We start from the raw sequence: 21,221 nt of genomic DNA, 5'->3' as shown, positions 1-21,221 counted from the left end.
GCGCCCATCAGGATTCGCGCGCTCGCTTCACCGCGAGCAGCGCGGCGAGCGCCGCCACCACCGTAACCGGGACGCTTGCGCCTATCACCGTCGTGGCGCTCGCGCCGCCCGCCAGCAACTGCCCTGCCGCGAGCGGACCGACGATCGACCCTACGCGGCCCACCGCCACTGCCGCGCCCACGCCGGTGCCGCGCATGACGGTCGCGTAGCTCGCCGCGGAAATCGCATAGAGCATCGACTGCGCGCCCACCACGCCCATGCCCGCGAGCAGCACCGACACCGAGATCCAGAACAGGTTGCCCGCGCCCGCGAGCATGAAAAGCGAAATCGCGATGCCGGCATAGACAGCCGCGACGACTCGCCCGGGCCTGACGCGGTCCATCAGCATGCCGATGCCGAGCACGCCGATCACGCTGCCCACGTTGAAGAAGATCTGCGTGACGCCGGCCTGGCTGCGCGAGAGGCCCCGGCTCACGATCAGCGAGGGCAGCCAGTTGAGCAGGAAGTACAGCACGATCAGCGTGCAGAAAAAGCTGATCCAGATCTGTGCGGTCACCGCGGCGCGGCCGTCGCCGAACAGCACGCGCCACGTGGGCGGCGGGCCGCTCTGCGTGGACTGCGCGCGGCTCGAGGCCGCTTCATAGGCCGCGGATTCGGGCAGGCAGGCGAGGATCAGCGGCGCGACCACGAGCGGTCCGACGCCGCCCGCATAGAAGATATGCCGCCATTCGGTGTCGCCCGCACTGAGCACGCCGATCAGCGCCGCGAGCGCGCCGCCGAGCGGCATGCCGCAATACATGATGCTGACCGCCGTATTGCGCAGCCGCGGCGCCACGGCTTCGGCCGAAAGCGCGATCAGGTTCGGCATGGCGCCGCCAAGGCCGACGCCGGTCAAGACGCGCGCCACCAGCAGCGTGGCAAAGCTCCACACATGGGCGGTGAAGATCGAGAACACGCCGAACGCGACCATCGAGAGCAGCAGCACGCGCTTGCGCCCGATGCGGTCGGCGAGGCGTCCGCCGATCATCGCCCCGGGCAGGAGCCCGAGCATGCCCGCACTGAACGCGAGCCCCATCTGGCTCACCGAAAGACCGAACTCGCGCGCCATGCGCGGCGCGGCCACGCCCGTCGACTGAAGATCGACGCCCTCCAGCACCGCCACGATCAGACACAAACCCAACACCCATGCGGTGCCCGCCGCCGTGCGCGCGCTCACTTGCGTAGTCGATGACGACACGTTGCCTCCTCGTTTTGTAATGGAATGTCGCGGCCTTTCACCGCACCGTCACTAGTTAGTTAACCTAACCTACGTGCTAAAAAAATTTCATGCATGGGGCAGCGGAGTGCGGCAGCCCGCTTCGATGAGCCGCAGCCGGTGATCGAACGCCATGAGCGGGTAAGCGAAGAAGTAGTGCGCCGTGACGCGCTTTTCGGCATAGAACGGATCGTCGGCCGAGGCATCCATCGCGATGCGCAGCGTGCGCGCCCAGGCGAATGCAAGCAGCAGCCAGCCGATAAGCGCGAGATAGTCGTCGGCCACGCGGTAGGGCAACTCGCGATCGTCTGCACTGCCCCGCCTGATTTCGCCCGTGATGCGCTGCACGTCCGCCACCAACGCATCGAGCCGTGCGCCTGCACGGTGAAGCGCAGGATCGTGGGAAGCGACACAGCGTGTGGCGTCCGCTGTGACATGCGCAAGCAACGCGCGCAACGCCTCGCCGCCATCGCCGAGCACCTTGCGCACGAGCAGATCGATCGCCTGGATTTCGTTCGTGCCTTCGTAAAGCATGGCGACGCGGCTGTCGCGCACCGTCTGCTCCACGCCGTATTCGTGGATATAGCCGTAGCCGCCGAACACCTGCAGCGCACTCGATGCCGCCGCAAAGCCATTGGCGGTGAAGAACGCCTTGGCGACAGGCGTGAGCAGCGAGGCGAGCTGCCCCGCCGCCTGGCGCTCGTTCGCATCGGGGTGGCGCGCGGCCACGTCGAGCCAGTAACCGATCCAGTAGCCGATGGCCCGCTGGCCCTCCACCGTCGCGCGCAAGTCGAGCAGGATGCGCCGCATGGCCGGATGAAACGCGATCGGCGCGGCCTGCGCCGGCTCGCCCTCGTATTGCGCAGGCGCACTCACGGCGCGCATTTGCACGCGTTCGTGCGCGTAGGCGTGCGCGCGCTGGCAGGCAAGCTGCGCGTGGCCCACACCCTGCATCGCCACCTGCAGGCGCGCCGCGTTCATCATGACGAACATCGAAGCGAGGCCGCGATGCGGCTCGCCCACCAGCCAGCCCAGCGCGTGCTCGAAACGCATCGAACAGGTCGGGCTGGCCTTGAGGCCCATCTTCTTTTCGATGCCTTCGCAATGCACGCCGTTGCGCACGTGCTCGCCGGTCTCGCCAAAGGTCCATTTCGGCACCACGAAGAGCGAGAGGCCCTTCGTGCCCGCCGGCGCATCGGGCAGACGCGCGAGCACGAGGTGCACGATGTTGTCGGTCAGATCGTGCTCGCCGCCCGTGATGAAGATCTTGCTGCCGTCGATGCGCCAGGCGCCGTGCGCCGCGTCGGGCGTCGCTCGCGCGCGCAGCAGCGCGAGATCGCTGCCCGCCTGCGGCTCGGTCAGACACATCGTGGCAAGCCACTCGCCGCTCGCGATCTTCGGCAGCCAGTCGCGCTTCAACGCATCACTGCCGTGCGCCATCAGACACGCCGTCGCGCCATGCGTGAGGCCGGGCGACATCAGCCATGCGTGGTTGGCCGCCGCGAGCATTTCCTGCAGTGCGACTTCGAGCAGTTGCGGCAGGCCCTGGCCGCCCGCGTCGGCGTCGAGCGCGAGCGTCGGCCAGCCTGCCGCGACGAAATCCGCATACGCCTCGCGAAAGCCCGTGGGCATCGAGACCTCGCCGCCCTCGAAGCGGCACCCTTCGAGGTCGCCCGCCGGATTCAGCGGCGCGACGCGTTCCATCACGAAACGTGCGGCTTCTTCGAGCACCTGCTGCGCCGTCGCGCTGTCGAGGTCCGCCCATGCGGGAACGCTGCGCCACCATGCGGGTGCTTCGATCCATTCGTCGATCACGAAGCGCATGTCGCACAGCGGGACCTGATAGTCGAGACTCATCGTGACCGTTCCTCAAACGTGCTGCAGATGACGAGCGAAAATCACGCGCGTTTCTGTGCCCCGCGCGGCGTACAACGCGTCTACGAGCGCCGCGCGCTGGCTCAGCACGACGCGCTGATTGATCGACCCTTTATCCGTGATCTCGCCCAGATCGAGCGACGGCGGCGCGTCCATCAGGTGCAGTCGCGTGACGAGGGTCGCGCTGCCCGTCGCCTCGCGGTTCAGCCGCTCCATCAGGTCAGCAAAGAAGTCGCGCACGGCGCTCGCGTCGAGAACGTCGCGCGCGGGCGCACTCGCATCGAGCCCCGCGAGCCGGCGGCATTCGTCGAGGCGCGGAAAGATCAGCACGCCGATGTCGTCGCGGTCCATGCCCGCGATCACCGCGTCCTGCACGTAAGGTGCGCCGCCCGAGACGATGCGCGCGCGCATGGGCCCCACGCTCACGAACGTGCCGGAGCTGAGCTTGAAATCCTCAGCAATGCGTCCGTCGAACAGCAGGCCGAGTTCGGGCCGCCCGGCATCGACGAAGCGCACGGCGTCGCCGGTGCGGTAGTAGCCCTCTTCGTCGAACACGTCGTGACGGTCCGCCTCGTTCGCGCGCCAGTAGCCGCCCATCACGTTCGGGCCGCGAAAGCGCGCTTCGAGCTTGCCGTCCACGGGTACGAGACGCGTCTCGCAGCCCGGCGCGGGCAGGCCGATATAGCCCGCGCCCATCACCGGGCCGGTCGTGAAGAGGCACGACGGCGCGGTCTCGGTCATGCCGAGGCCCGCCATGATGCGGATGCGCTCGCCGCAATGGGCCTGCGTCACGCGTTCGAGCCGGTCCCACGCCGCCTGCGAGAGCCCCGCGCCCGCGAAGAAATACATCTTCACGCGCGAGAAAAACGTCTCGCGCAGCTGCGCGTCGGTTTCGAGCGCGGCAGTCAGTTCTTCCCAACCCTTCGGGACGTTGAAGTAGAGCGTGGGGGCGATTTCGCGCAAATTGCGCAGCGTCTCTTCGAAGCGGCCGGCCACGGGCTTGCCGTCGTCGATATAGAGCGTGCCGCCGTTGTAGAGCGCGATACCCACGTTGTGGCTGCCGCCGAAGGTGTGATTCCACGGCAGCCAGTCCACCAGCACCGGCGGCTCGATGCCGAACTGCGGGAACGTCTGCAGCAGCATCTGCTGATTGCTGCACAGCATGCGATGCGTGGTGGGCACGGCCTTCGGCAGGCGCGTCGAGCCGGAGGTGAAGAGGAACTTCGCGATCGTGTCGCCGCTCACGCGCGCCTGCGCGGCTTCGAAGCTGCCCGCCTGCGTCTCGAGCAACGTCGAAAACGGCGTCTCGCGGCGGCCGCCGCCAGCCGGCGTCACGACCACGCGCTCGATATCGGCGGGCACCGCGGCGTCGAGCGCCGCGGCAAAAGCGGGGCCGTCCGCCGCGAATACGAGGCCGGGATTGAGCAGACCCAGCGTGTGCCGCAGCTTGTTGTAATCGCTGGAGACGAGCGAATAAGCGGGAGAAATGGGCGCATAGGGCACGCCGGCCCATAGCGCGCCGAACGCCATCTGCAGATGTTCGAGATCGTTGCCCGAAAGCAGCGCGACCGGGCGCTCCGCCGACAAGCCTCGCTCGATCAAGGCTTGCCCGATCGCACGGGCGCGTTCGAGCATCTGCGCGTAGCTGATGCCCTGCCATTGGCCGTCGGCGCCGCGGCGCGCCACGAGCCAGCGCTCCGGATGCTCGCGCGCGCCGCTCACGAGCCGGTCGGTCACGCGTTCGGGGAAGTCGTCGAGCGCCTCGCTCGAGCGCAAATACCAGCAGTCGCCGCGCCGTTCGATCTGCGGCGCGGCCGAGCCGATCGCGACGGCGCGATAACCGGCGAAGTCCGGTTGCACGACGGCGCGAGCATGCGTTTGGGTCGGCTCCGAATCCAAAGCCTGTCTCCTTTGCTTGACCGGTGCCGCGCTGCGCGGTGGATCGGCGCAAACGGCCCGGTGGTTCATGTCGTGATGCGCGCGTTCAGATCGGATAGTGGCGCGGGCCGGTCTGCACGGTAATCCAGCGCAGGTCCGTGAATTCGGCGATCGAAGCCTTGCTGCCGAAGCGGCCATAGCCGCTCGCCTTCACGCCGCCGAACGGCATTTGCGCTTCGTCGTGCACCGTCGGCCCGTTGATGTGGCAGATGCCCGATTCGATGCGCTTCGCCACGTTCATGGCGCGCGCGATATCGCGGCTGAACACCGCCGCCGAAAGCCCGTACTCGCTGTCGTTGGCGACCTTCACCGCTTCTTCGTCGCTGTCCACACGCTGTACCGTCACCACGGGGCCGAACGATTCGTCGGCGTAGAGCTTCATCTCGCGCGTGACGTTTTCGACGATCACAGGCTGCATGATCGCGCCGTTCACTTCGCAGCCCAGCGGCAGTTTCGCACCCTTCTCGCGCGCGTCTTCCACGAGCGCGAGTATGCGTCGCGCCGATGCTTCGCTCTCCAGAGTCCCCAGCACCGAGCCCGGCTGCGTGGGGTCGCCGGCCTTCAGCGTGCGTGCCTTCGCAACGAGCTTGTCGACGAACGCATCGGCAATCTTGCGGTCGACGATCACGCGTTCGGTCGACATGCAGATCTGCCCTTGATTGAAGAACGCGCCGAACGCTATGCCTTCCACTGCCGCGTCGAGATCGGCATCGTCGAGCACGAGCACGGGCGCCTTGCCGCCCAGTTCGAGCAGCGCGGGCTTCAAATGCCGAGCAGAAAGTTCGGCGACGATGCGCCCCACGCGCGTCGAACCCGTGAAGTTCACGCGTTTGACGGCGGGATTGGCGATCAGGCGCTCGACAATGGCCGGTGCATCTTCCGGTGCATGCGTGAGCACGTTGACGACGCCCTCGCCCAGCCCCGCCTCGTTAAGCACTTCGCCGATCAGCGCATGTACGCCGGGACACCCTTCGGAAGCCTTCAGGACCACTGTATTGCCGCACGCGAGCGGCATGGCGAGCGCACGCGTGGCGAGAATCACCGGTGCGTTCCAGGGCGCCATGCCGAGCACCACGCCGCACGGCTGGCGCACGGCCATCGCGAGGCTGCCGGGCACGTCGGATGGGATCACCGCGCCGTCGATCTGCGTGGTCATGGCGGCCGCTTCGCGCAGCATGTTGGCGGCGAGCATCACATTGAAACCGTACCAGTTCGCCATTGCGCCCGTTTCCGCCGCGCCGATGGCGATGAAGTCCGCAGTGCGCGCATCCATGCGCTCGGCGGCGGCCAGCAGGCGCTTGCGGCGCTCCGTGGGCGTGAGCGCGGCCCACGCCGGGAAGGCGCGCGCGGCCGCGGCAACGGCCGCGTCCGCATCTTCCACCGTGGCGGCGGCGGCGCGCGTGGCCACTGCGCGCGTGGCCGGATCGATGCGCTCGAAGGTCTTGCCGTTCGACGCGGCGCGCTTCTCGCCGCCGATCAGAAGCCGGGTTTCATGCATGTCGTTGTCTCCTCTGTCTGGTGCGCCGCTATCGATTAGCGCTTGTATGCCTGCAGGCCCGGCTTGATGCTCTTGTCGTCGAGGAACTGCTTGAGGCCCTGCTCGCGGCCGCCTTCCTTGTCGCGATGGTTGGCCTGGTCCAGCTTCGCGTAGAGATAGTCCTCGTTCTGCTCCCACGTCAGTTCACGCGAACGCTTGAAGCCGTGCTTCGCGTTGCGCAGCACGACCGGGTTCTTGTCGAGCAGTTTCGCGGCAAGCGCGAGCACTTCCTCGCGCAGCTGCGCGAGCGGCACGCTCTTGTTGACGAGGCCCATTTTCGCGGCCTGCTGGCCCGTGAACGTATCGCCCGTCATGATGTAGTAAAGCGCCTCGCGGTGGCCCACCGTATCCGCCATCGCCTTGCTCACGAGGTTGCCCGGTGGAATGCCCCAGTTGATTTCCGAAAGACCGAACGTGGCTTCGTCCGCGGCAATCGCGAGGTCGCACGCCACGAGCGGCGAGAAGCCGCCACCGAAACACCAGCCGTTCACCATCGCGATGGTCGGCTTCGAATACATGCGCAGCAGCTGCCATTGCCAGCGGCTCGCGTCGCGGCGAATGCGCTCCTGCAGCACGTCGGGGCCCGCATCGACCTCGCGGAAGTATTCCTTCAGGTCCATGCCGGCCGTCCACGCCGAGCCTTCGCCGGTCAGCACGAGCACTTGGGCCTCGGCGTCGAGCTCGAGCGTTTCGAGCACGTCGATCATCTCCTTGTTGAGCGTCGGGCTCATGGCGTTGCGCTTGTCCGGCCGGTTGAACGTCACCCAGCCGATGCCGCCCTCGACCGCAACCTTGACCGTTTTCCAGCGACCTTCGTAACTCATTCTCTCTCTCCGTAGGCACTGCCGCACTCGCGGCTTGAAATCAATTTACTATCAGGCTACCTGATATGTAAAGTAGAATATGATCTCGTCGGTACAAACCCGTAAAACGCGATGAACCAGAAAACCTCACCCACTGCGCCGCGCGCCCGAATCGCGCAGCCAGCCGCCGAGGGCAGCCCGCACGCCGTGCCGCCCATGCGCCTGAGCTACCTGATCGGCCAGCTCGACCGCGTCGTGTCGCGCCGCCTGACCGAAGCGCTCGCGCGCCACGGGCTCACGCTGCCGCAGTACACCGCGCTTTCCGTGCTGCGTGCGCGCGGCCGCTCGTCCAATGCGCAACTCGCCGAGCGCTCGTTCATCACGCCGCAGGCCGCCAACGAAGTCGTAAAGACGATGGAGGCGAACGGCTGGGTCATGCGTGAAGCCGACCCGATGAACCGCCGCGTGGTGCTGCTTTCGCTCACGGAAGCCGGCAACGCGCTGCTGGGCGAATGCGACGCCGCCGCCGACCACGTCGAAGGCGCAATGCTCGACGATATGGATACCGAAACAGCGGAAAAACTCCACGCGCTGCTGCATGCCTGCGTGCGCAATCTGCGCGCTGCTTAAGCGCTCGTGCGGCGAGTGACAATAAGGAGGAGACGCCTTTGAACATCGACCAGCTCGTTGCGATCGACACGCACGTCCACGCCGAAGTGTCGTGCTGCCAGCCGCCCGACCTCTTCGCGAAGGAGTTCGACGACGCCGCCGACAAGTATTTCGGCACCGTGTTGAAGCAAGGCCGCCGCCCGACGATTCCGGAAACGATCGAGCACTACCGCGAGCGCAACATCGGTTTCGTGATGTTCACGGTGGATTGCGAGGCGAATATCGGGCGGCGCCGCATCGACAACGAAGAGATCGCCGACTTCGCGCAGCGGAACGCCGACATCATGATCGCGTTCGCCAGCATCGACCCGCACAAGGGCAAGTTCGGCGCGCGCGAGGCGCGGCGGCTGATCGAGGCGCATGGCGTGCGCGGCTTCAAGTTTCACCCTACCATGCAGGGCTTTTTCGCCAACGACCGGCTGGCTTACCCGCTATACGAAGTGATTGCCGAATATGGCCTGCCCGCGGTGTTTCATAGCGGCCACTCGGGCATGGGTTCGGGCATGCGCGGCGGCGGCGGGTTGCGTCTGAAGTACTCGGAGCCGATCTATCTCGACGACGTGGCCGCCGATTTCCCCGACATGAAGATCGTCATCGCGCATCCCTCCTGGCCGTGGCAGGAGCAGGCGCTTTCCATCGCGCTGCACAAGCCCAACGTGTATATCGACCTGTCGGGCTGGTCGCCGAAATACTTCTCGCCGGAACTAGTGAAGTACGCGAATACGCTGTTGCGCGAGCGAGTGCTGTTCGCTTCCGACTTTCCCTTGATCCGTCCGGATCGCTGGCTCGCGGATTTCGATACGCTCGACATCAAGCCGGAAGTGCGCCCGTTGATCCTCAAGGAGAATGCGGTACGGCTGCTGGATCTCGGCGCGAAAACCTGAAGACAGCGGCGCGCCCGGCGAGACACGGCCACGGTATTCGATACGCTGCGCCCATGCAATTTACATCAAGCGGAGCACGACTCTATGGAGAAGCGCTTGCAGGCCGCGTCGCGTGTCGATCACGAGGTGAATAAAAACGGTGTCGTCGCGGACCTGATAGATGATCCGGTTCTTGCCCGAAAACATCTGTCGAAAAGTGTCGTCGACAAAGCCATCGAGTTCGGCAGGCACATGGCCGCTCTCCGGGAACTCGCGGGTCTGCGCAATGGTGTCCTGGAGTTGAGCCGACGTCTGACGCCAGGTCTCCCATCCGGATGCGCGGACGATGTAGCTTCTCAGCTCATCGATACCGATCCGCGCGGTCGGCAGGACGCGGTACTTCAGCAGCAGGGCCTGCATTAGCGAAGCGTTTCCGCGTGATGATGAGCGGCTCCCCTGAATCGGTCAGATCCTTGACGATTTGCGCGGCTTCACTCTTGAGGTAGCTGATTGGCTTCACGTGATCGGCGAGAATTATCGGTCCGATTGCACGCACCACCTTTTAGGTCCGGAACAAACGGGCGTCCCACAGCGTAGCCGCTAACGGGCGACGATGATCGTCATCTCGGATTGGTACTTGATCCGCACGTGGCTATGGTGCTTGAGGGACTGCATCACTTCGATCAGATCCGGGCGGCTGACCCGAATGGAACGGGCCGTGCCGGACTTGTCGACGACGGTCAGGAGGTTGAGCTTGCGGTCGACGCCGGTGACTTGCGCCACGCCGCTGAAGACCCGGAGTACCTGGAAGTTTTCCTGGTCCGCGCCGGAGGAGTGCTGGGTCACCTTTGCCGTGTGGGTCAGGCGCGTCACCGCCGCACCCTCGGCCGGCGTCAATCCGGTGACGTACGGCTCCATGTAGTGGGTCGTCAGCTTGTCGCCGACCCGGATCACCTTAAGCACATCGGGGTGATCTTTCACATTGAAGCTCAGGTCGTCGTGACCCGGCACGGTCACGACGATGAGTGCATTCTTCTGATCGATCAAACTGATGGTGCCGCTTTCCGTGTCGACGGAGGCCCCGGCTGGCATGGCCTCCGAGGCGGCAGAGGCGTCCTCGTCAGCCGCGCGGCACAGGGGTACCGAGGCCGCAAAGAAGCCGCATGCTACGACTGAGAGCGCCAGGCAGCGCGCGAACGCAATGCGCGTATTCGATCGGTAGAGCATGGTAGTCCCCTTGAGACGATCAGGTGCCACGCTTGCTGCGCCGGTCCGGGACCATGGCGTGTGTTCTCGGAGCCTAACACTGCAGGACGCCTCGACCATCGGACTTTGGTCCTATAGGGTCGAGGCTGGGGTAGAGGCTGGGGTCGAGGCTCCCTACCGTGCGAAGGCCGCCGCACAGCTTCCCGGCGCCTGCCCCGGCACCGGCGAGCGGAACGTGAACAGGCCGCCCGCCAGCGGCTGCTTCTCGCGCTCGGCTGCCGTGAGCCCCTTCCACGCGGTGGAAACGTATACGGTCTGCAGATCGTCCCCGCCGAACGCGAGTTTCGTGATATTTGCGCACGGAAACGCGATCTGGCCGGCCAGTTCGCCTTCGGGCGAATAACGGTCGATGCGCCAGCCGCCGAATAGTGCGACCCACACGTAGCCCTCTGCGTCCACGGCCATGCCGTCCGGGTACCCGTCGCCGGCAATGGCGGTGAAGACGCGCTTGCCCGACAGCGTGCCGTCAATGGCAACATCGAACGCATACACGACGCGGCGCATCGTGTCGTTGTGATAGAGCGTGCGGCCGTCCGGACTCATGGCCGGGCCGTTGGTGATCACGTAGCCGCTGTCCTGCGTGCTCATCACCGCGCCTGCGTCCACGCGATACAGCGTGCCGCTCGGCGCTTGCTCGGCGTCGTCCATCGAGCCGAACCACAGGCGCCCGCGCGCATCGGCGAAACCGTCGTTGAGGCGATTGCCCGGCAGATGCGGCTCGACATCGACCAGCTTGTCGAATTCCCCGCTCACGGCGTCGAAACGATACAGGCCGTCAGGCAGGCCGCACACGAAAGCCCGGTCGCCCAGCGGCGCGATGAAGCCGACCTGGTCGGGCGCGTACCACGTCGTGCGCTCCCCGGTCGTGACCACGAAGCGATGAATCCGGCGGCCCTTGATATCGACGAAATAGACCGCGTTTTCCGCGGCCTGCCAGAGCGGTCCCTCGGCCAGCTCCGCGCCGATCGGCCATACGCATACGGGAGCCGGCATCGTCATTCTCCGTACCATCCCGCGTCGACGAAGTAATCGCGCCCGGAGCAGCGCGAGGCGTCGTCGGATGCGAGGAACAAGGCCATGCGGGCCACGTGCTCGGGCTCGATGCGCAGCTGCAGACACTGCCCCGCGACGACTTTCGCCTCGCTCTCCGGCGTTTGCCACAGGTTCATCTGCCGCGGCGTTTTCACGGCGCCCGGGATGATGCAGTTCACGCGAATACCCGCGCCGCCCAGGTCGCGCGCGAGGCCGCGCGTCAAACCTTCGATGCCGGCCTTGGCGGTCAGGTAGATCGGCAGGTTCGGCAACGCGACGTGCCACGACACCGAACCGAAGTTCAGGATCACGCCGCGCCCCGCCTGGCGCATTCCCCGCGCGGCGGCCTGCGCGCAGAAGAACTGATGGCGCAGGTTGACGGCGATGCGCCCGTCCCAGTAACTCGCGGTCAGCTCGCCAACATCATGGCGGTCGTCGTTGCCCGCGTTGTTCACGAGCACGTCGATCGGGCCCGCGGCATCGACGATCGACGCGAACACGCTTTCGATCGCGTCCACGCTGCACAGATCGCAGCGCTTGAATAGCGGCGGATGCTTCGCACCGCGAAGCTTTTCCTGAAGCGCGAGCGAATCGTCTTCGGCCACATCGAGGAAAAACACGCGCGCGCCCTGCTGCGCGAATGCCTCCACGACCGCGGCGCCGATCCCGCTGCCGCCGCCGGTGATAACGACGGTTTTGTCCGCCAGGCTCGGATAGATTGCGTACGACATCAAATATTCCAGTGTTGACTTGTCAGAACCCAAACAGGGCGGCGAGCCGCAAATGGCTCGCCGCCCTGACCTGCCGCTTCCCTTTCGCTTACGAGACGACTTCGACGGCGCTCAGCATGCGCCAGTCGCGCGGGAGCGTGCGCGTGGCATTGCCCACCACCGTGACCGTGCCGCTCAGATGGATATCGCGGCTCGAACTGCCCACCATCAGATCGAATTTGCCCGGCTCGACGATGCGCTCGCCGCGTGCGTCGGTGAAATTGAACATATCGACGGGCAGCTTCACGTTCACGCGAGTGAGCGCGCCTGCCGCGAGCGGCACACGAGCGAACGCCTTGAGTTCGCGTACCGGTCGCGCCGTCGAAGCATGCTGGTCGCGCACGTAGATCTGCACGATCTCCGTGCCGTCGCGCGAGCCGGTGTTCTCGACCGTGAAGCTCAGTTCGACGGTGCCGTCTTCGAGCGGGACTTCGTGTTGCGCCACCGCGAGACTGCCGTAACGGAACTGCGTGTAGCCGAGTCCGAAACCAAACGGATAGCGGCTGCCGAAGTGGTAGGCGATCGGCGTGCCCGCGCTCTTGAGGCGATGGTTGTACACATACGGCACCGCCCCTGCGCTCTTCGGCACGGAGAGCGGCAGACGGCCGCTGAACCCGGCGCGACCCACCAGCAGATCGGCAAGCGCCTCGGCGCCGCGCTCGCCCGGCGCAAATGCCATGATCTGCGCGGCAATGCGATCTTCGAGGCCGCCGAGGTTGTACGGGCGGCCGCCCGTCATCACGACGACCGTCGGCGTGCCGCTCTCGACCACGGCCTTGAGCAATTGCAACTGCACGCCCGGGAGTTCCAGGCTGTCCGTATCGGAGCCTTCGCCCACCGTACCCGACTGGAACAAGCCCGCCAGATCGCCAACGAACACGACGGCCACCTCCGCTTTGCGCGCGGCTTCGACCGCAGCGGGAATCGCATCGGTGTCCTTGCTGATCAGTTCGTCGCGGTTGGCGGCGGCGCTCAGGTCGAGCGACACGTCGCCCGGGAAAACCGGCGCACCCGCACGGCGGGTCTTGATGATGTCGCAACCCTTGGCATGCAGCACGCGCGAATCGCCCAGCAGCGCGCGCAGTGCGCCCAGCGGCGTGGCGATCGACGCGACAGACTGCTCGCCCGAGTTGATGAGGTGCACCGGAAAGCTGTAGCCGGCGAGCAGCGCGAGCGGGTCGTCGGCGGTCGGGCCGATCACCGCGATTGTTTGCGCGCCATTGGCGTTCAACGGCAGCACGCCGCCTTCATTACGCAGCAGCACCGCCGATTCGAGCGCGACCTGATACGCCGTATCGGCCGCCGCCGTGCCCTTCACATCCACGCGCTCGGCATCCACATACGGATTCTCGAACAGGCCAAGGCGGAACTTGGTGCTCAGCACGCGCGACACCGCGGTGTCGATCGTCGCTTCGGTGATCTCGCCGCGATCGAGCGCTTCTTTCAGATGGACCGCACACTCGTGCCCCGGCAACTCGACGTCGAGTCCCGAATTGAACGCGAGCGCCGCCGCCGACGCGCTGTCGTGCGCCACCGCGTGATGGCTGTAGAGCAGGTCGACGGCAGCATAGTCCGCAACGACGAGCCCCTCGAAGCCCCACTTTTCGCGCAGCGTATCGTGCAGCAGCGTGCGGTCCGCATGGCAGGGCACGCCGTCGATATCGTGGTACGCCGGCATGATCGAGCCCGCGTGCGCGAGTTTGACCGCCATTTCGAACGGCAGCAGAAAGACGTCGTTCAACTCGCGCGGTCCGACGTGCACGGGCGCATGATTGCGAGCGCCTTCGCTCGCGGAGTGGCCGACGAAATGCTTGAGCGTGGCGAGCACGTCGCGGCGCTCGCCTTGCAGACCGTTCACGTAGTGACACGCGAGCACGCCCACCAGATACGGATCTTCGCCGAGCGTTTCCTCGGTGCGGCCCCAGCGCGGATCGCGCGACACGTCGAGTACGGGCGCCAGGCCCTGGTGGCAGCCGATCGAGCGCGCCTGCTCGCCGATGATGCGCCCCACTTCGCCCACGAGATCCGGGTTCCACGTCGCCGCGTAGTTCAGCGGCGAGGGAAACAGCGTGGCGTCCTTGATCATCAGGCCCACGAGACATTCCTCGTGCGACATGACGGGAATACCCAGGCGCGTATCTTCGACCATCTTGCGCTGCAGTTCGTTGAGCGCGCGCACGCCCTCTTTGGGATCGACCGTGTGGGTGCCGAGCGGACGCGTGATCTGTCCAAGACCGTGTTCGAGAATCTGGTTCACCGTGAGGCTGTTGGCGCTTTGCGCGAAGTCGATACTGCGCGCCTTGTGCTCGCCGTCGGCCGAAAGCACCAGCCACGCGGCGTGAAGCTGGGCAATTTTTTCATCGAGCGTCATGCGCGCGAGCAGATCCGCCACGCGCTGCGCGGTCGGTGCGTCGGAGCGGCGGTAAAGCGGAATCTCTGTGGTGTGTTCAAGCGACATTGCTTCACTCCCTGGTATTGCACGAGACGGCGCTGATGTTTCGCCGTCCGTTTAGTTGTGCTTTTGAAAATGGCGTTGCGCGGGCGCGCGGCGAAAGCGGTGCCCGGCTTAGATGAGACGACGCAGCGCCATATCGTGATCGTCGAACACGTGGCATGCTTCGGCGGGCAGCGCAAGCTTGACCACTTCATCGTGCGTCAACGCGCTGTCGCCGGGCACCTTGGCGATCAGTGTCGCCGCGCCCGAGCCGGTCTGCGTTGCGTGGATGTAGCTGTGCTCGCCCATGTGCTCGACGAGCTTCACGCGGCACGCCAGCGTCTGTTCGTTGCGTGCATCGCCGGCCACACGCAGATGCTCCGGACGCACACCGAGCGTCACCTTCATGCCGGCGCGCGCACGCGAGCCGTCCACGCGCGCACGCACGCGCTCGCCGCTTTGCAGGTCGATGTCCACGCCGCCATCGTCGCCACCCACCACCGTGCCTGCGAAGAAGTTCATCTTCGGCGAGCCGATGAAGCCCGCGACGAACCGGCTCTTCGGATGGTGATACAGATCGAGGGGCGCCCCCACCTGCGCGACGCTGCCGTGGCGCTCCATGTGATCGCCGGCCTGCAGGAGCACGATGCGATCGGCCAGCGCCATGGCTTCCACCTGATCGTGCGTCACATACACGGCGCTCGCCTCGCTGAACTCGCGATGCAGACGCGCGATTTCGGTACGCGTCTGCACGCGCAGCGCCGCATCGAGGTTCGAAAGCGGCTCGTCGAACAGGAACACGCCCGGCTCGCGCACGATTGCGCGCCCGATCGCCACGCGCTGGCGCTGGCCGCCCGAAAGCGCTGCGGGGCGGCGTTCGAGATAGCTATCGAGCTGCAGTGCGGCAGCCGCGCTGCGCACCTTCTTGTCGATGACGGCCTTGTCGATTTTCGCCTGACGCAGACCGAATGCCATGTTCTCGTACACGCTCATATGCGGATAAAGCGCGTAGTTCTGGAACACCATCGCGACCTTGCGCTTCGCGGGTTCGACCTCGTTCATGCGTTCACCGTCGATGCGCAGTTCGCCGTCGGTGATCGATTCGAGTCCGGCGATCATGCGCAGCAGCGTGGACTTGCCGCAGCCCGACGGGCCGAGGAACACGCAGAATTCGTTCTTGCCGACTTCGAGGTTGGCGTCGCGGATCACCGCGTTGCCGCTCGCGTAGGCCTTCTGTACGTTGTTGAGGGAAATGCTTGCCATATCGTTTTATGCGAAGTTCGGTTAGCGGTGCGAATCAGACCTGAATCAGCCCTTCAGCGAGCCGGCCATCATCCCCTTGATCACGCGCTCCTGACCGAACGCGTAAGCGACGATCAACGGCAACGACGTGAGCACGAGAACGGAAAGCATCGAGGGTATGTTCGACGCGTATTGCCCCATGAAGTCCCAGATCGCGAGGGGCAGCGTACGGTGCTCGGACGTCGACGTGAGCATGTATGCGAAGATGAACTCGTTCCAGAGACCAATGCCGTTGAAGATCGCCACCGTGGCGAGCCCCGGTCCCGAAAGCGGGAAGAAAATGCGCCAGAAAATGCGGAACGGGCTACAGCCGTCGAGCTGCGCGGCTTCTTCGAGCTCGCGCGGAATCTGCCGCATGAACTCGGTCAGGATGAAGATCGACACCGGCAGGCTGAGCGCCACATAGGGGCCGAGCAGCGCGAACTGCGTATCGTAAAGACCGAGGTTGCGCGTAAGCAGGTAGATCGGCACCAGCGTCGCATGCAGCGGCACGATCATGCCCGCCACCACGAGACCGAAGAGAAGCTTGTTCAGCCTGAAGCGCATGCGCGCAAACACATAGGCCGCCATCGCGCTGATGACGACGATCAGCGCGACCGACACGCCCACCGTGAACAGGCTGTTGCGGAAATATGTGAAGAACGGCCCCTTCAGCACGGCCGCGTAATTGCCCCAGTAAAGGTGGCTCGGCGGCGCCCACACGGAAGTCGTGAAGGTCTCTTCCTGGCTCTTGACGCTCGACACCACCATGAAGATGAACGGCACCGTGGTGACGGCCAGCCAGATCAGCGCGAGGATCGGAATCGTCACACGGGGAAAGCGGAATTTCTTGATCATGCTTCAGACCTCGGTTGCATAGCGGCGCGTGAAGTACATCGACACCGCCGCCACTGCGATGACGATCAGGAACATCGCCGAGCCGATGGTGCTGCCGTAGCCGAGCTGGAACGAACTGAACACCGTGCGATACATGTAGGTGGCCATCACCTCGGACGAGCCCTCGGGGCCGCCGCCGGTCATGACGAAGACGAGATCGAAGTAACGCAGCGAGCCGAGCACGGAAAGGATCACGGCCGTGCGCACCGTGCCCTGCAGGTGCGGCAGCTTGATGCGCCAGAAGATGGTCCACTCGGAAGCCCCGTCGAGCAGCGCTGCCTCGTTAACCTCGGCCGGCATCGACGAGAGGCCGGCGAGGAACAGAATCATGTAGAAAGGCGCGTTCTGCCAGATGATCACGGCGATGGTCGCGCCCAGCGAGAAGTGCGGGTCGCCCAGCCAGTCCTTCGCGAGACCATCGAGCCCGAATGCCTGCAGCGCGACATTCAGGGGTCCGAAATTCGGATCGTAGATCTGCTTGAACAGCACGCCGATCGCCACGCTCGACATGAGCAGCGGCAAAAAATAGAGAACCTTGAGTACGCGCGAGCCACGGCCGGCCTTTTCCAGCAGCACGGCGAGCGCCAGCGCGACAGGAAGCTGAATGACAATCGAGGCGAGCGCGAGAATCACGTTGTTCTTGAGCGATTGCCAGAACACCGTGTCATGGGCGAGCCGCGCCCAGTTCGCGAGCCCCGTATAGCGGGCCGTATTGCCGAGACCATTCCAGTCGAGCAGCGACAGCCGCAAGCTGGAAACGAGCGGATAAAGCAGGAACACGGCCAGCAGCAGCAGCGCCGGCGCGAGAAACACGACCGTGACGAGCGTTTGCGAGGAGAGCTTCAGCCGGCGTTCGGGTGTAGCGGAAAGTGCAATATTCACGAGCTTTTCTGCCGGCCGGCGCCTTGCGGCGCCAGCCGGACTTTTCCTGAGTGCTGGAGATCAACCGCCCTTCTTCGAAGCGGCTTCCATTTGCTGCGCGGCCGCCTCAGGCGTCACCGACAGACCGAACAGCGCCTGCGTCGTGTCCTTGTGCAGTTCGCCCAACGCCGGCGGCAGAGCCTGGTCGTACCAGAGCTGCACGCTCGGCGCCGCGGCAAGCAGTTGCTGCAGACGCTGCGTGAACGGATCGTCGATCTTGACGTTGTTGACCGGCGGAAGCTTGTGGTCATCCGACGCGCGCGCCTGCATCGCCTGGTCGTCGGTCAGCGACTGGATCAGCTTGAATGCGGCTTCCGGCGTCTTGCACTCGGTCGAGATGCTCAGGAAGCCATCGCCCACCGTGCCGATCAGGTCGCGCGGGTCGCCCTTGCCGCCCGGCACGCTCGGGAACGGGAAGAAGTCGAGATCCTTCGAGAACGTCGGATTTTCGTTGGCGATCGTCGAAGCTTCCCAGGCGCCCATCAGCTCCATCGCGGCCTTGCCCGTATACAGCAGACGGCGCGATGCACCCGAGTCATAGTCGAGGCCGTTGATGCCCGGCGCGAACGCGCCCGCCTTCACGAGCTCCTGAATGCGCTTGCCGGCTTCGATGAACGCCGGATCTTCGAAGCCCTTACCCTTTCCTGCGATCGCGTCGCTCACGACTTGCGGACCGCCGATACGGTCGACGAGGTACATGTAGTACATCGAGCCCGTCCACTTGTTCTTGTTCGCAAGCGAGAACGCTGCCACGTTGTGCTGCTTCAGCACATCCACGACGTGCATCAGTTCATCCCACGTCTTGGGCGGCGTAATGCCGTACTTCTTGAAGACTTCCTTGTTGTAGAAGATCACGGCGGCCGCGGCGTTTTCGGCAGCGACACCGTAGGTCTTGCCGCCGAACGTCGTGACGCTCCACGACGACTGCATGAAGCGGTTGCGATACGCCGGGTCCTTGTTCAGGTACGGCGTGAGGTCGACGATCTGACCGGATTTCACATATTCCTGCAGGCCGCCGCCGCCCCAGTTCTCGAACACGCACGGCGGCTGGTTCGCACCGAACGCCACCTTCAGCTTCGTCTTGTACGCCTCGTTCAGGACGTGCGAATTCTCGACCTTGTAGCCCGGATCGGCCCTTTCGAAGCGGTCCGACGCGTCACGGATGATCTTGCTCGACGACGCATTGGTCTGCTGATCCCACACCGTGATGGTTTTGGATTCCGCCGCAACGGCGTTCGAAACGACTGCAGACAGTGAAAACAGCAGTGCCGTGGCGCCGGCAATGGCCCGCGCCGTGGAGAAACCTGGGTACGCCATGTTTGTGTCCCCTCTTTAGGAATTTTGAGAGCTACCTGAGTTATCTGCGGGTTTAACGTTAGCCTTAACGTTAGTGGATGTTAAGCCGAGACTCAAACTACGGCTATGCGGGATTTTCCTGGTGAGCCCCCGTGGGAGCTTGCGCCCTGCGCAAGGGTGGTACGCACGGGGACGGTTGCACAAGCGCGCATCTGATAGAATAACCAGCACACAAACGGTATCGCTAACGTGACGAGCGGCCCATCCGCGGAGTAACCAGCGAGTCACGAGCGAGTCTTCGCAGACATGACCTCTCGTAAGCCCACACCACGCATGGCAAGGCAAACTCCAACGCTTGAGCACGTCGCCAAGCTTGCCGGGGTGTCGCAGATGACCGCGTCGCGCGCGCTCAATGGACGCCCGGGCGTGTCGCGCGAAACGCGCGACGAAGTACTGAGAATCGCTTCGGACATCGGCTATGTCGTGAACCGCACCGCCCAGAAACTCTCCGGCGGCCGCAACGGCATCATCGGCATCATTACGCCCACGCTCGACACGCAGTTCTCGAGCGAACTGGTGCTCGGCGCGGGCCGCGCGGCACGCGGCGCGGGCATGGAAATGCTCGTGTACACCGTGTTCGACGAAGACCGCCATACGCATCACGACCTGCTCGGGTTGATCCAGCAATTTTCCGACGGCATTCTCGCCATCCTGCCGCGCGAATCGCTCTGCCTCGAAGCACTCGCCACGGCCAAAGTGCCCGTAGTGGTCGTCGATCAGCGCGGCACGCTCACGGGCTTTCCTTCGGTGTCCGTCGACAATTACGGCGGCGCCTGTCTCGCGGTCGAGCATCTCGCGGAACTCGGCCACAAGCGCATTGCGTTTCTCGCCGGCGACGAAACCATCGAAGGCGTGCGCGACCGCCAGCGCGGCTATCGCGACACCCTCGCCAAGCTCGGCCTGCCACGTGAAGACGCGCTGGTCGCCGCGGGCGACCTCTCGCAAATGATGGCGTTCGACGTCACGTTCGACCTGCTCAATCTCCCCGATCCACCCACCGCGATCTTCACGGCCAACGACCAGAGCGCGTTCGGCGTGATCGCCGCAGTCAGGGAAGCCGGCCTGCGCGTGCCCGACGACATTTCCGTGATCGGGTTCGACGACATTCCCATGTCCGAGCAGTTTCATCCTGCCCTCACTACGATTCGCCAGCCGTTTCAGCAAATGGCGCGTTCGGCGGTCAATACGCTGCTCGCGCAGATCGCCGGCATCGACGCCGCTTCGCAGCGCATCACGCTGCCTGCCGAGCTGGTGGTGCGCGACTCGACCGGACCGGTGCGAGCGCGCCACCGCCGCTCGCGTCACCAGATCGTTTCGACGTAAGTCGAGGCGCGCACCTTCGCATCGGAGGTCACGAGCGCGCCGCCATGCGTGCGGGCGGTCGCAACGATCAGCCTCTGATGCGAAGTGAGCGCGGGCGGCAGCGTCGCCGCCCGGAACGCAATTTCCGAATCGACCGGAATCAGGCGCACGCCATCCAGCTTCAGAAACGTCGAGAGCCAGCTACGGGCATCCATGGAAAGCCCCAGGCTGCCCGCCTTCACGAACTCCGCGATTTCCAGCGCGCTGATGGCTGAAATGAGGATCTCGCCGCCGTCGAGTTCACGGTCGATCGCATCGTGCGCGGCCTGACTCAGCGCTTTCTGTTTGCCGAGCCAGCACACGAGCGCAAGCGTGTCGAGCGTGATCATTACTCTTCCTGCTCGGCGGGAACCGGTGCAAGCGCGTGCTTGAGATTGAAATGCGTGATCGACGCGCGCAGCAGCTCGAGCGGATTCTCCGTCTTGCTGCGATACGGCCGGATTTCAATGGTGGGTTGTCCCCGGTCCGTCACGACGACGGTTTCGCCCAGCGTTTCGACCTGGCGGAACAGCTCGCAGGCGCGGGACTTGAAAATGGCTTTGGATACTCGCTTTTCCATGACGCTCTCCACCCATCAAAATTCTATCGGATTTTTATTGCATCGGGTCGTTGCGCACGCAACGAAATTGCGCTTCGCACCCCAATGGCTCTTTATCGGCGTTGCCCAACCGTTTCCTGCCTGAACTACGCCCTGCACCGGTATATCTCGCACCAACGAACTGCGGGTTTTTACCGGTAACATGTTTCGCCCGAATCCGCCCCGCGGCCCTTGCGCTTTCATATAATCGGTCTGTCTGATGGATGCCCGTCAAGCAGCCCGAGTTGTGATCGAGCGACCCGCGAGGCACGACAACAGGGTGTGTTGCTTGCCGGCGGATATGCGCGAGTAGCGGTGTACGCTTCGCTTGCCGATACGGACGCTGCCGCAGGAAAGCGGAGCGTTGGGGGAGGTGATTACCTTT

19 protein-coding genes are annotated in these 21,221 nt (G+C 64.8%); 3 read left to right on the top strand and 16 right to left on the bottom strand.

Features of this window, described 5'->3' with window-relative positions:
* Window positions 1–7: 7 nt before the first annotated feature.
* From mhpT to AB3X99_RS15950, 5 genes are all read right to left on the bottom strand, one after another.
* On the bottom strand, window positions 8–1,237 hold the full coding sequence (gene mhpT / locus AB3X99_RS15970) for a 3-(3-hydroxy-phenyl)propionate transporter MhpT (RefSeq protein WP_368617467.1): 1,230 nt from the start codon (window positions 1,235–1,237) through the stop codon (window positions 8–10).
* A gap of 87 nt (window positions 1,238–1,324) precedes the next feature.
* Entirely contained in the window at window positions 1,325–3,112 is a 1,788-nt protein-coding gene (locus AB3X99_RS15965; protein ID WP_368617466.1) for an acyl-CoA dehydrogenase family protein, read from the bottom strand.
* A 12-nt stretch (window positions 3,113–3,124) separates the two neighbouring features.
* Entirely contained in the window at window positions 3,125–5,029 is a 1,905-nt protein-coding gene (locus tag AB3X99_RS15960) for a feruloyl-CoA synthase (protein ID WP_368617465.1), read from the bottom strand.
* Between the two features lie 85 nt (window positions 5,030–5,114).
* Window positions 5,115–6,566 carry an aldehyde dehydrogenase gene (locus AB3X99_RS15955; protein WP_368617464.1) on the bottom strand — a complete coding sequence of 484 codons (1,452 nt, stop codon included), beginning with the start codon at window positions 6,564–6,566 and terminating at the stop codon, window positions 5,115–5,117.
* A 35-nt stretch (window positions 6,567–6,601) separates the two neighbouring features.
* Entirely contained in the window at window positions 6,602–7,429 is an 828-nt protein-coding gene (locus AB3X99_RS15950) for a p-hydroxycinnamoyl CoA hydratase/lyase (RefSeq protein ID WP_368617463.1), read from the bottom strand.
* A 111-nt stretch (window positions 7,430–7,540) separates the two neighbouring features.
* On the opposite strand from AB3X99_RS15950, the gene AB3X99_RS15945 reads away from it, so the two are divergent.
* Together AB3X99_RS15945 and AB3X99_RS15940 are read left to right on the top strand one after the other, a co-directional pair.
* A complete protein-coding gene (locus tag AB3X99_RS15945; protein ID WP_069262196.1) occupies window positions 7,541–8,038 on the top strand; it encodes a MarR family winged helix-turn-helix transcriptional regulator in 498 nt (165 codons plus the stop codon).
* A 38-nt stretch (window positions 8,039–8,076) separates the two neighbouring features.
* Complete coding sequence (locus AB3X99_RS15940) at window positions 8,077–8,961, top strand: amidohydrolase family protein (protein ID WP_069262197.1); 885 nt, start codon at window positions 8,077–8,079, stop codon at window positions 8,959–8,961.
* 60 nt (window positions 8,962–9,021) lie between these two features.
* Here AB3X99_RS15940 and AB3X99_RS15935 read toward each other — a convergent pair whose 3' ends face one another.
* The 9 genes from AB3X99_RS15935 to AB3X99_RS15895 all read right to left on the bottom strand — a co-directional run bounded on the left by AB3X99_RS15935 (window position 9,022) and on the right by AB3X99_RS15895 (window position 18,858).
* Window positions 9,022–9,360, bottom strand: coding sequence for a type II toxin-antitoxin system RelE/ParE family toxin (locus tag AB3X99_RS15935; protein ID WP_368617462.1), 339 nt, complete (start codon window positions 9,358–9,360; stop codon window positions 9,022–9,024).
* Between the two features lie 180 nt (window positions 9,361–9,540).
* Window positions 9,541–10,167 carry a hypothetical protein gene (locus AB3X99_RS15930; protein ID WP_368617461.1) on the bottom strand — a complete coding sequence of 209 codons (627 nt, stop codon included), beginning with the start codon at window positions 10,165–10,167 and terminating at the stop codon, window positions 9,541–9,543.
* 153 nt (window positions 10,168–10,320) lie between these two features.
* On the bottom strand, window positions 10,321–11,205 hold the full coding sequence (locus AB3X99_RS15925; RefSeq protein ID WP_368617460.1) for an SMP-30/gluconolactonase/LRE family protein: 885 nt from the start codon (window positions 11,203–11,205) through the stop codon (window positions 10,321–10,323).
* Window positions 11,202–11,969, bottom strand: coding sequence for an SDR family NAD(P)-dependent oxidoreductase (locus AB3X99_RS15920; RefSeq protein ID WP_368603222.1), 768 nt, complete (start codon window positions 11,967–11,969; stop codon window positions 11,202–11,204). Before AB3X99_RS15920 ends, AB3X99_RS15925 begins: the two co-directional genes overlap by 4 nt.
* Window positions 11,970–12,057: 88 nt before the next feature.
* Window positions 12,058–14,466, bottom strand: coding sequence for a glycoside hydrolase family 3 N-terminal domain-containing protein (locus AB3X99_RS15915; protein ID WP_368617459.1), 2,409 nt, complete (start codon window positions 14,464–14,466; stop codon window positions 12,058–12,060).
* Window positions 14,467–14,574: 108 nt separating this feature from the next.
* Window positions 14,575–15,705 carry a sn-glycerol-3-phosphate ABC transporter ATP-binding protein UgpC gene (locus AB3X99_RS15910; protein WP_342948217.1) on the bottom strand — a complete coding sequence of 377 codons (1,131 nt, stop codon included), beginning with the start codon at window positions 15,703–15,705 and terminating at the stop codon, window positions 14,575–14,577.
* 45 nt (window positions 15,706–15,750) lie between these two features.
* Window positions 15,751–16,581: a carbohydrate ABC transporter permease gene (locus AB3X99_RS15905; RefSeq protein WP_069262203.1), complete on the bottom strand. Its 831-nt coding sequence runs from the start codon at window positions 16,579–16,581 to the stop codon at window positions 15,751–15,753.
* A gap of 3 nt (window positions 16,582–16,584) precedes the next feature.
* The gene (locus AB3X99_RS15900) at window positions 16,585–17,502 is read right to left on the bottom strand and encodes a carbohydrate ABC transporter permease (RefSeq protein ID WP_256094494.1); all 918 of its coding nucleotides are present in this window, start codon (window positions 17,500–17,502) and stop codon (window positions 16,585–16,587) included.
* A 60-nt stretch (window positions 17,503–17,562) separates the two neighbouring features.
* Complete coding sequence (locus tag AB3X99_RS15895) at window positions 17,563–18,858, bottom strand: extracellular solute-binding protein (RefSeq protein WP_368617458.1); 1,296 nt, start codon at window positions 18,856–18,858, stop codon at window positions 17,563–17,565.
* A 285-nt stretch (window positions 18,859–19,143) separates the two neighbouring features.
* On the opposite strand from AB3X99_RS15895, the gene AB3X99_RS15890 reads away from it, so the two are divergent.
* A complete protein-coding gene (locus AB3X99_RS15890; protein WP_368603224.1) occupies window positions 19,144–20,220 on the top strand; it encodes a LacI family DNA-binding transcriptional regulator in 1,077 nt (358 codons plus the stop codon).
* Here the strand turns inward: AB3X99_RS15890 and AB3X99_RS15885 are convergent.
* Together AB3X99_RS15885 and AB3X99_RS15880 are read right to left on the bottom strand one after the other, a co-directional pair.
* Window positions 20,199–20,588, bottom strand: a complete 390-nt coding sequence (locus AB3X99_RS15885; protein ID WP_133183964.1) for a type II toxin-antitoxin system VapC family toxin — start codon at window positions 20,586–20,588, stop codon at window positions 20,199–20,201. The two genes, AB3X99_RS15890 and AB3X99_RS15885, sit on opposite strands and share 22 nt — an antisense overlap.
* Window positions 20,588–20,818 carry a type II toxin-antitoxin system Phd/YefM family antitoxin gene (locus AB3X99_RS15880; RefSeq protein WP_069262207.1) on the bottom strand — a complete coding sequence of 77 codons (231 nt, stop codon included), beginning with the start codon at window positions 20,816–20,818 and terminating at the stop codon, window positions 20,588–20,590. Before AB3X99_RS15880 ends, AB3X99_RS15885 begins: the two co-directional genes overlap by 1 nt.
* Window positions 20,819–21,221 lie beyond the last annotated feature (403 nt).

This window comes from Paraburkholderia sp. BR10882 (genome assembly GCF_040948855.1).
GTDB lineage: Bacteria > Pseudomonadota > Gammaproteobacteria > Burkholderiales > Burkholderiaceae > Paraburkholderia > Paraburkholderia nodosa_A.
The sequence above is the reverse complement of the archived record's forward strand: the minus strand, read 5'-3'. Positions and strand labels throughout refer to the sequence as shown.

Excerpts from the sequence above, each read along its gene's own strand:
- AB3X99_RS15965 (WP_368617466.1), bottom strand. The coding sequence starts at position 3,112 with ATGAGTCTCGACTATCAGGTCCCGCTGTGCGACATGCGCTTCGTGATC.
- AB3X99_RS15955 (WP_368617464.1), bottom strand. The coding sequence starts at position 6,566 with ATGCATGAAACCCGGCTTCTGATCGGCGGCGAGAAGCGCGCCGCGTCG.
- AB3X99_RS15950 (WP_368617463.1), bottom strand. The coding sequence starts at position 7,429 with ATGAGTTACGAAGGTCGCTGGAAAACGGTCAAGGTTGCGGTCGAGGGC.
- AB3X99_RS15945 (WP_069262196.1), top strand. The coding sequence starts at position 7,541 with ATGAACCAGAAAACCTCACCCACTGCGCCGCGCGCCCGAATCGCGCAG.
- AB3X99_RS15935 (WP_368617462.1), bottom strand. The coding sequence starts at position 9,360 with ATGCAGGCCCTGCTGCTGAAGTACCGCGTCCTGCCGACCGCGCGGATC.
- AB3X99_RS15930 (WP_368617461.1), bottom strand. The coding sequence starts at position 10,167 with ATGCTCTACCGATCGAATACGCGCATTGCGTTCGCGCGCTGCCTGGCG.
- AB3X99_RS15925 (WP_368617460.1), bottom strand. The coding sequence starts at position 11,205 with ATGACGATGCCGGCTCCCGTATGCGTATGGCCGATCGGCGCGGAGCTG.
- AB3X99_RS15920 (WP_368603222.1), bottom strand. The coding sequence starts at position 11,969 with ATGTCGTACGCAATCTATCCGAGCCTGGCGGACAAAACCGTCGTTATC.
- AB3X99_RS15915 (WP_368617459.1), bottom strand. The coding sequence starts at position 14,466 with ATGTCGCTTGAACACACCACAGAGATTCCGCTTTACCGCCGCTCCGAC.
- AB3X99_RS15910 (WP_342948217.1), bottom strand. The coding sequence starts at position 15,705 with ATGGCAAGCATTTCCCTCAACAACGTACAGAAGGCCTACGCGAGCGGC.
- AB3X99_RS15905 (WP_069262203.1), bottom strand. The coding sequence starts at position 16,581 with ATGATCAAGAAATTCCGCTTTCCCCGTGTGACGATTCCGATCCTCGCG.
- AB3X99_RS15895 (WP_368617458.1), bottom strand. The coding sequence starts at position 18,858 with ATGGCGTACCCAGGTTTCTCCACGGCGCGGGCCATTGCCGGCGCCACG.
- AB3X99_RS15890 (WP_368603224.1), top strand. The coding sequence starts at position 19,144 with ATGACCTCTCGTAAGCCCACACCACGCATGGCAAGGCAAACTCCAACG.
- AB3X99_RS15885 (WP_133183964.1), bottom strand. The coding sequence starts at position 20,588 with ATGATCACGCTCGACACGCTTGCGCTCGTGTGCTGGCTCGGCAAACAG.
- AB3X99_RS15880 (WP_069262207.1), bottom strand. The coding sequence starts at position 20,818 with ATGGAAAAGCGAGTATCCAAAGCCATTTTCAAGTCCCGCGCCTGCGAG.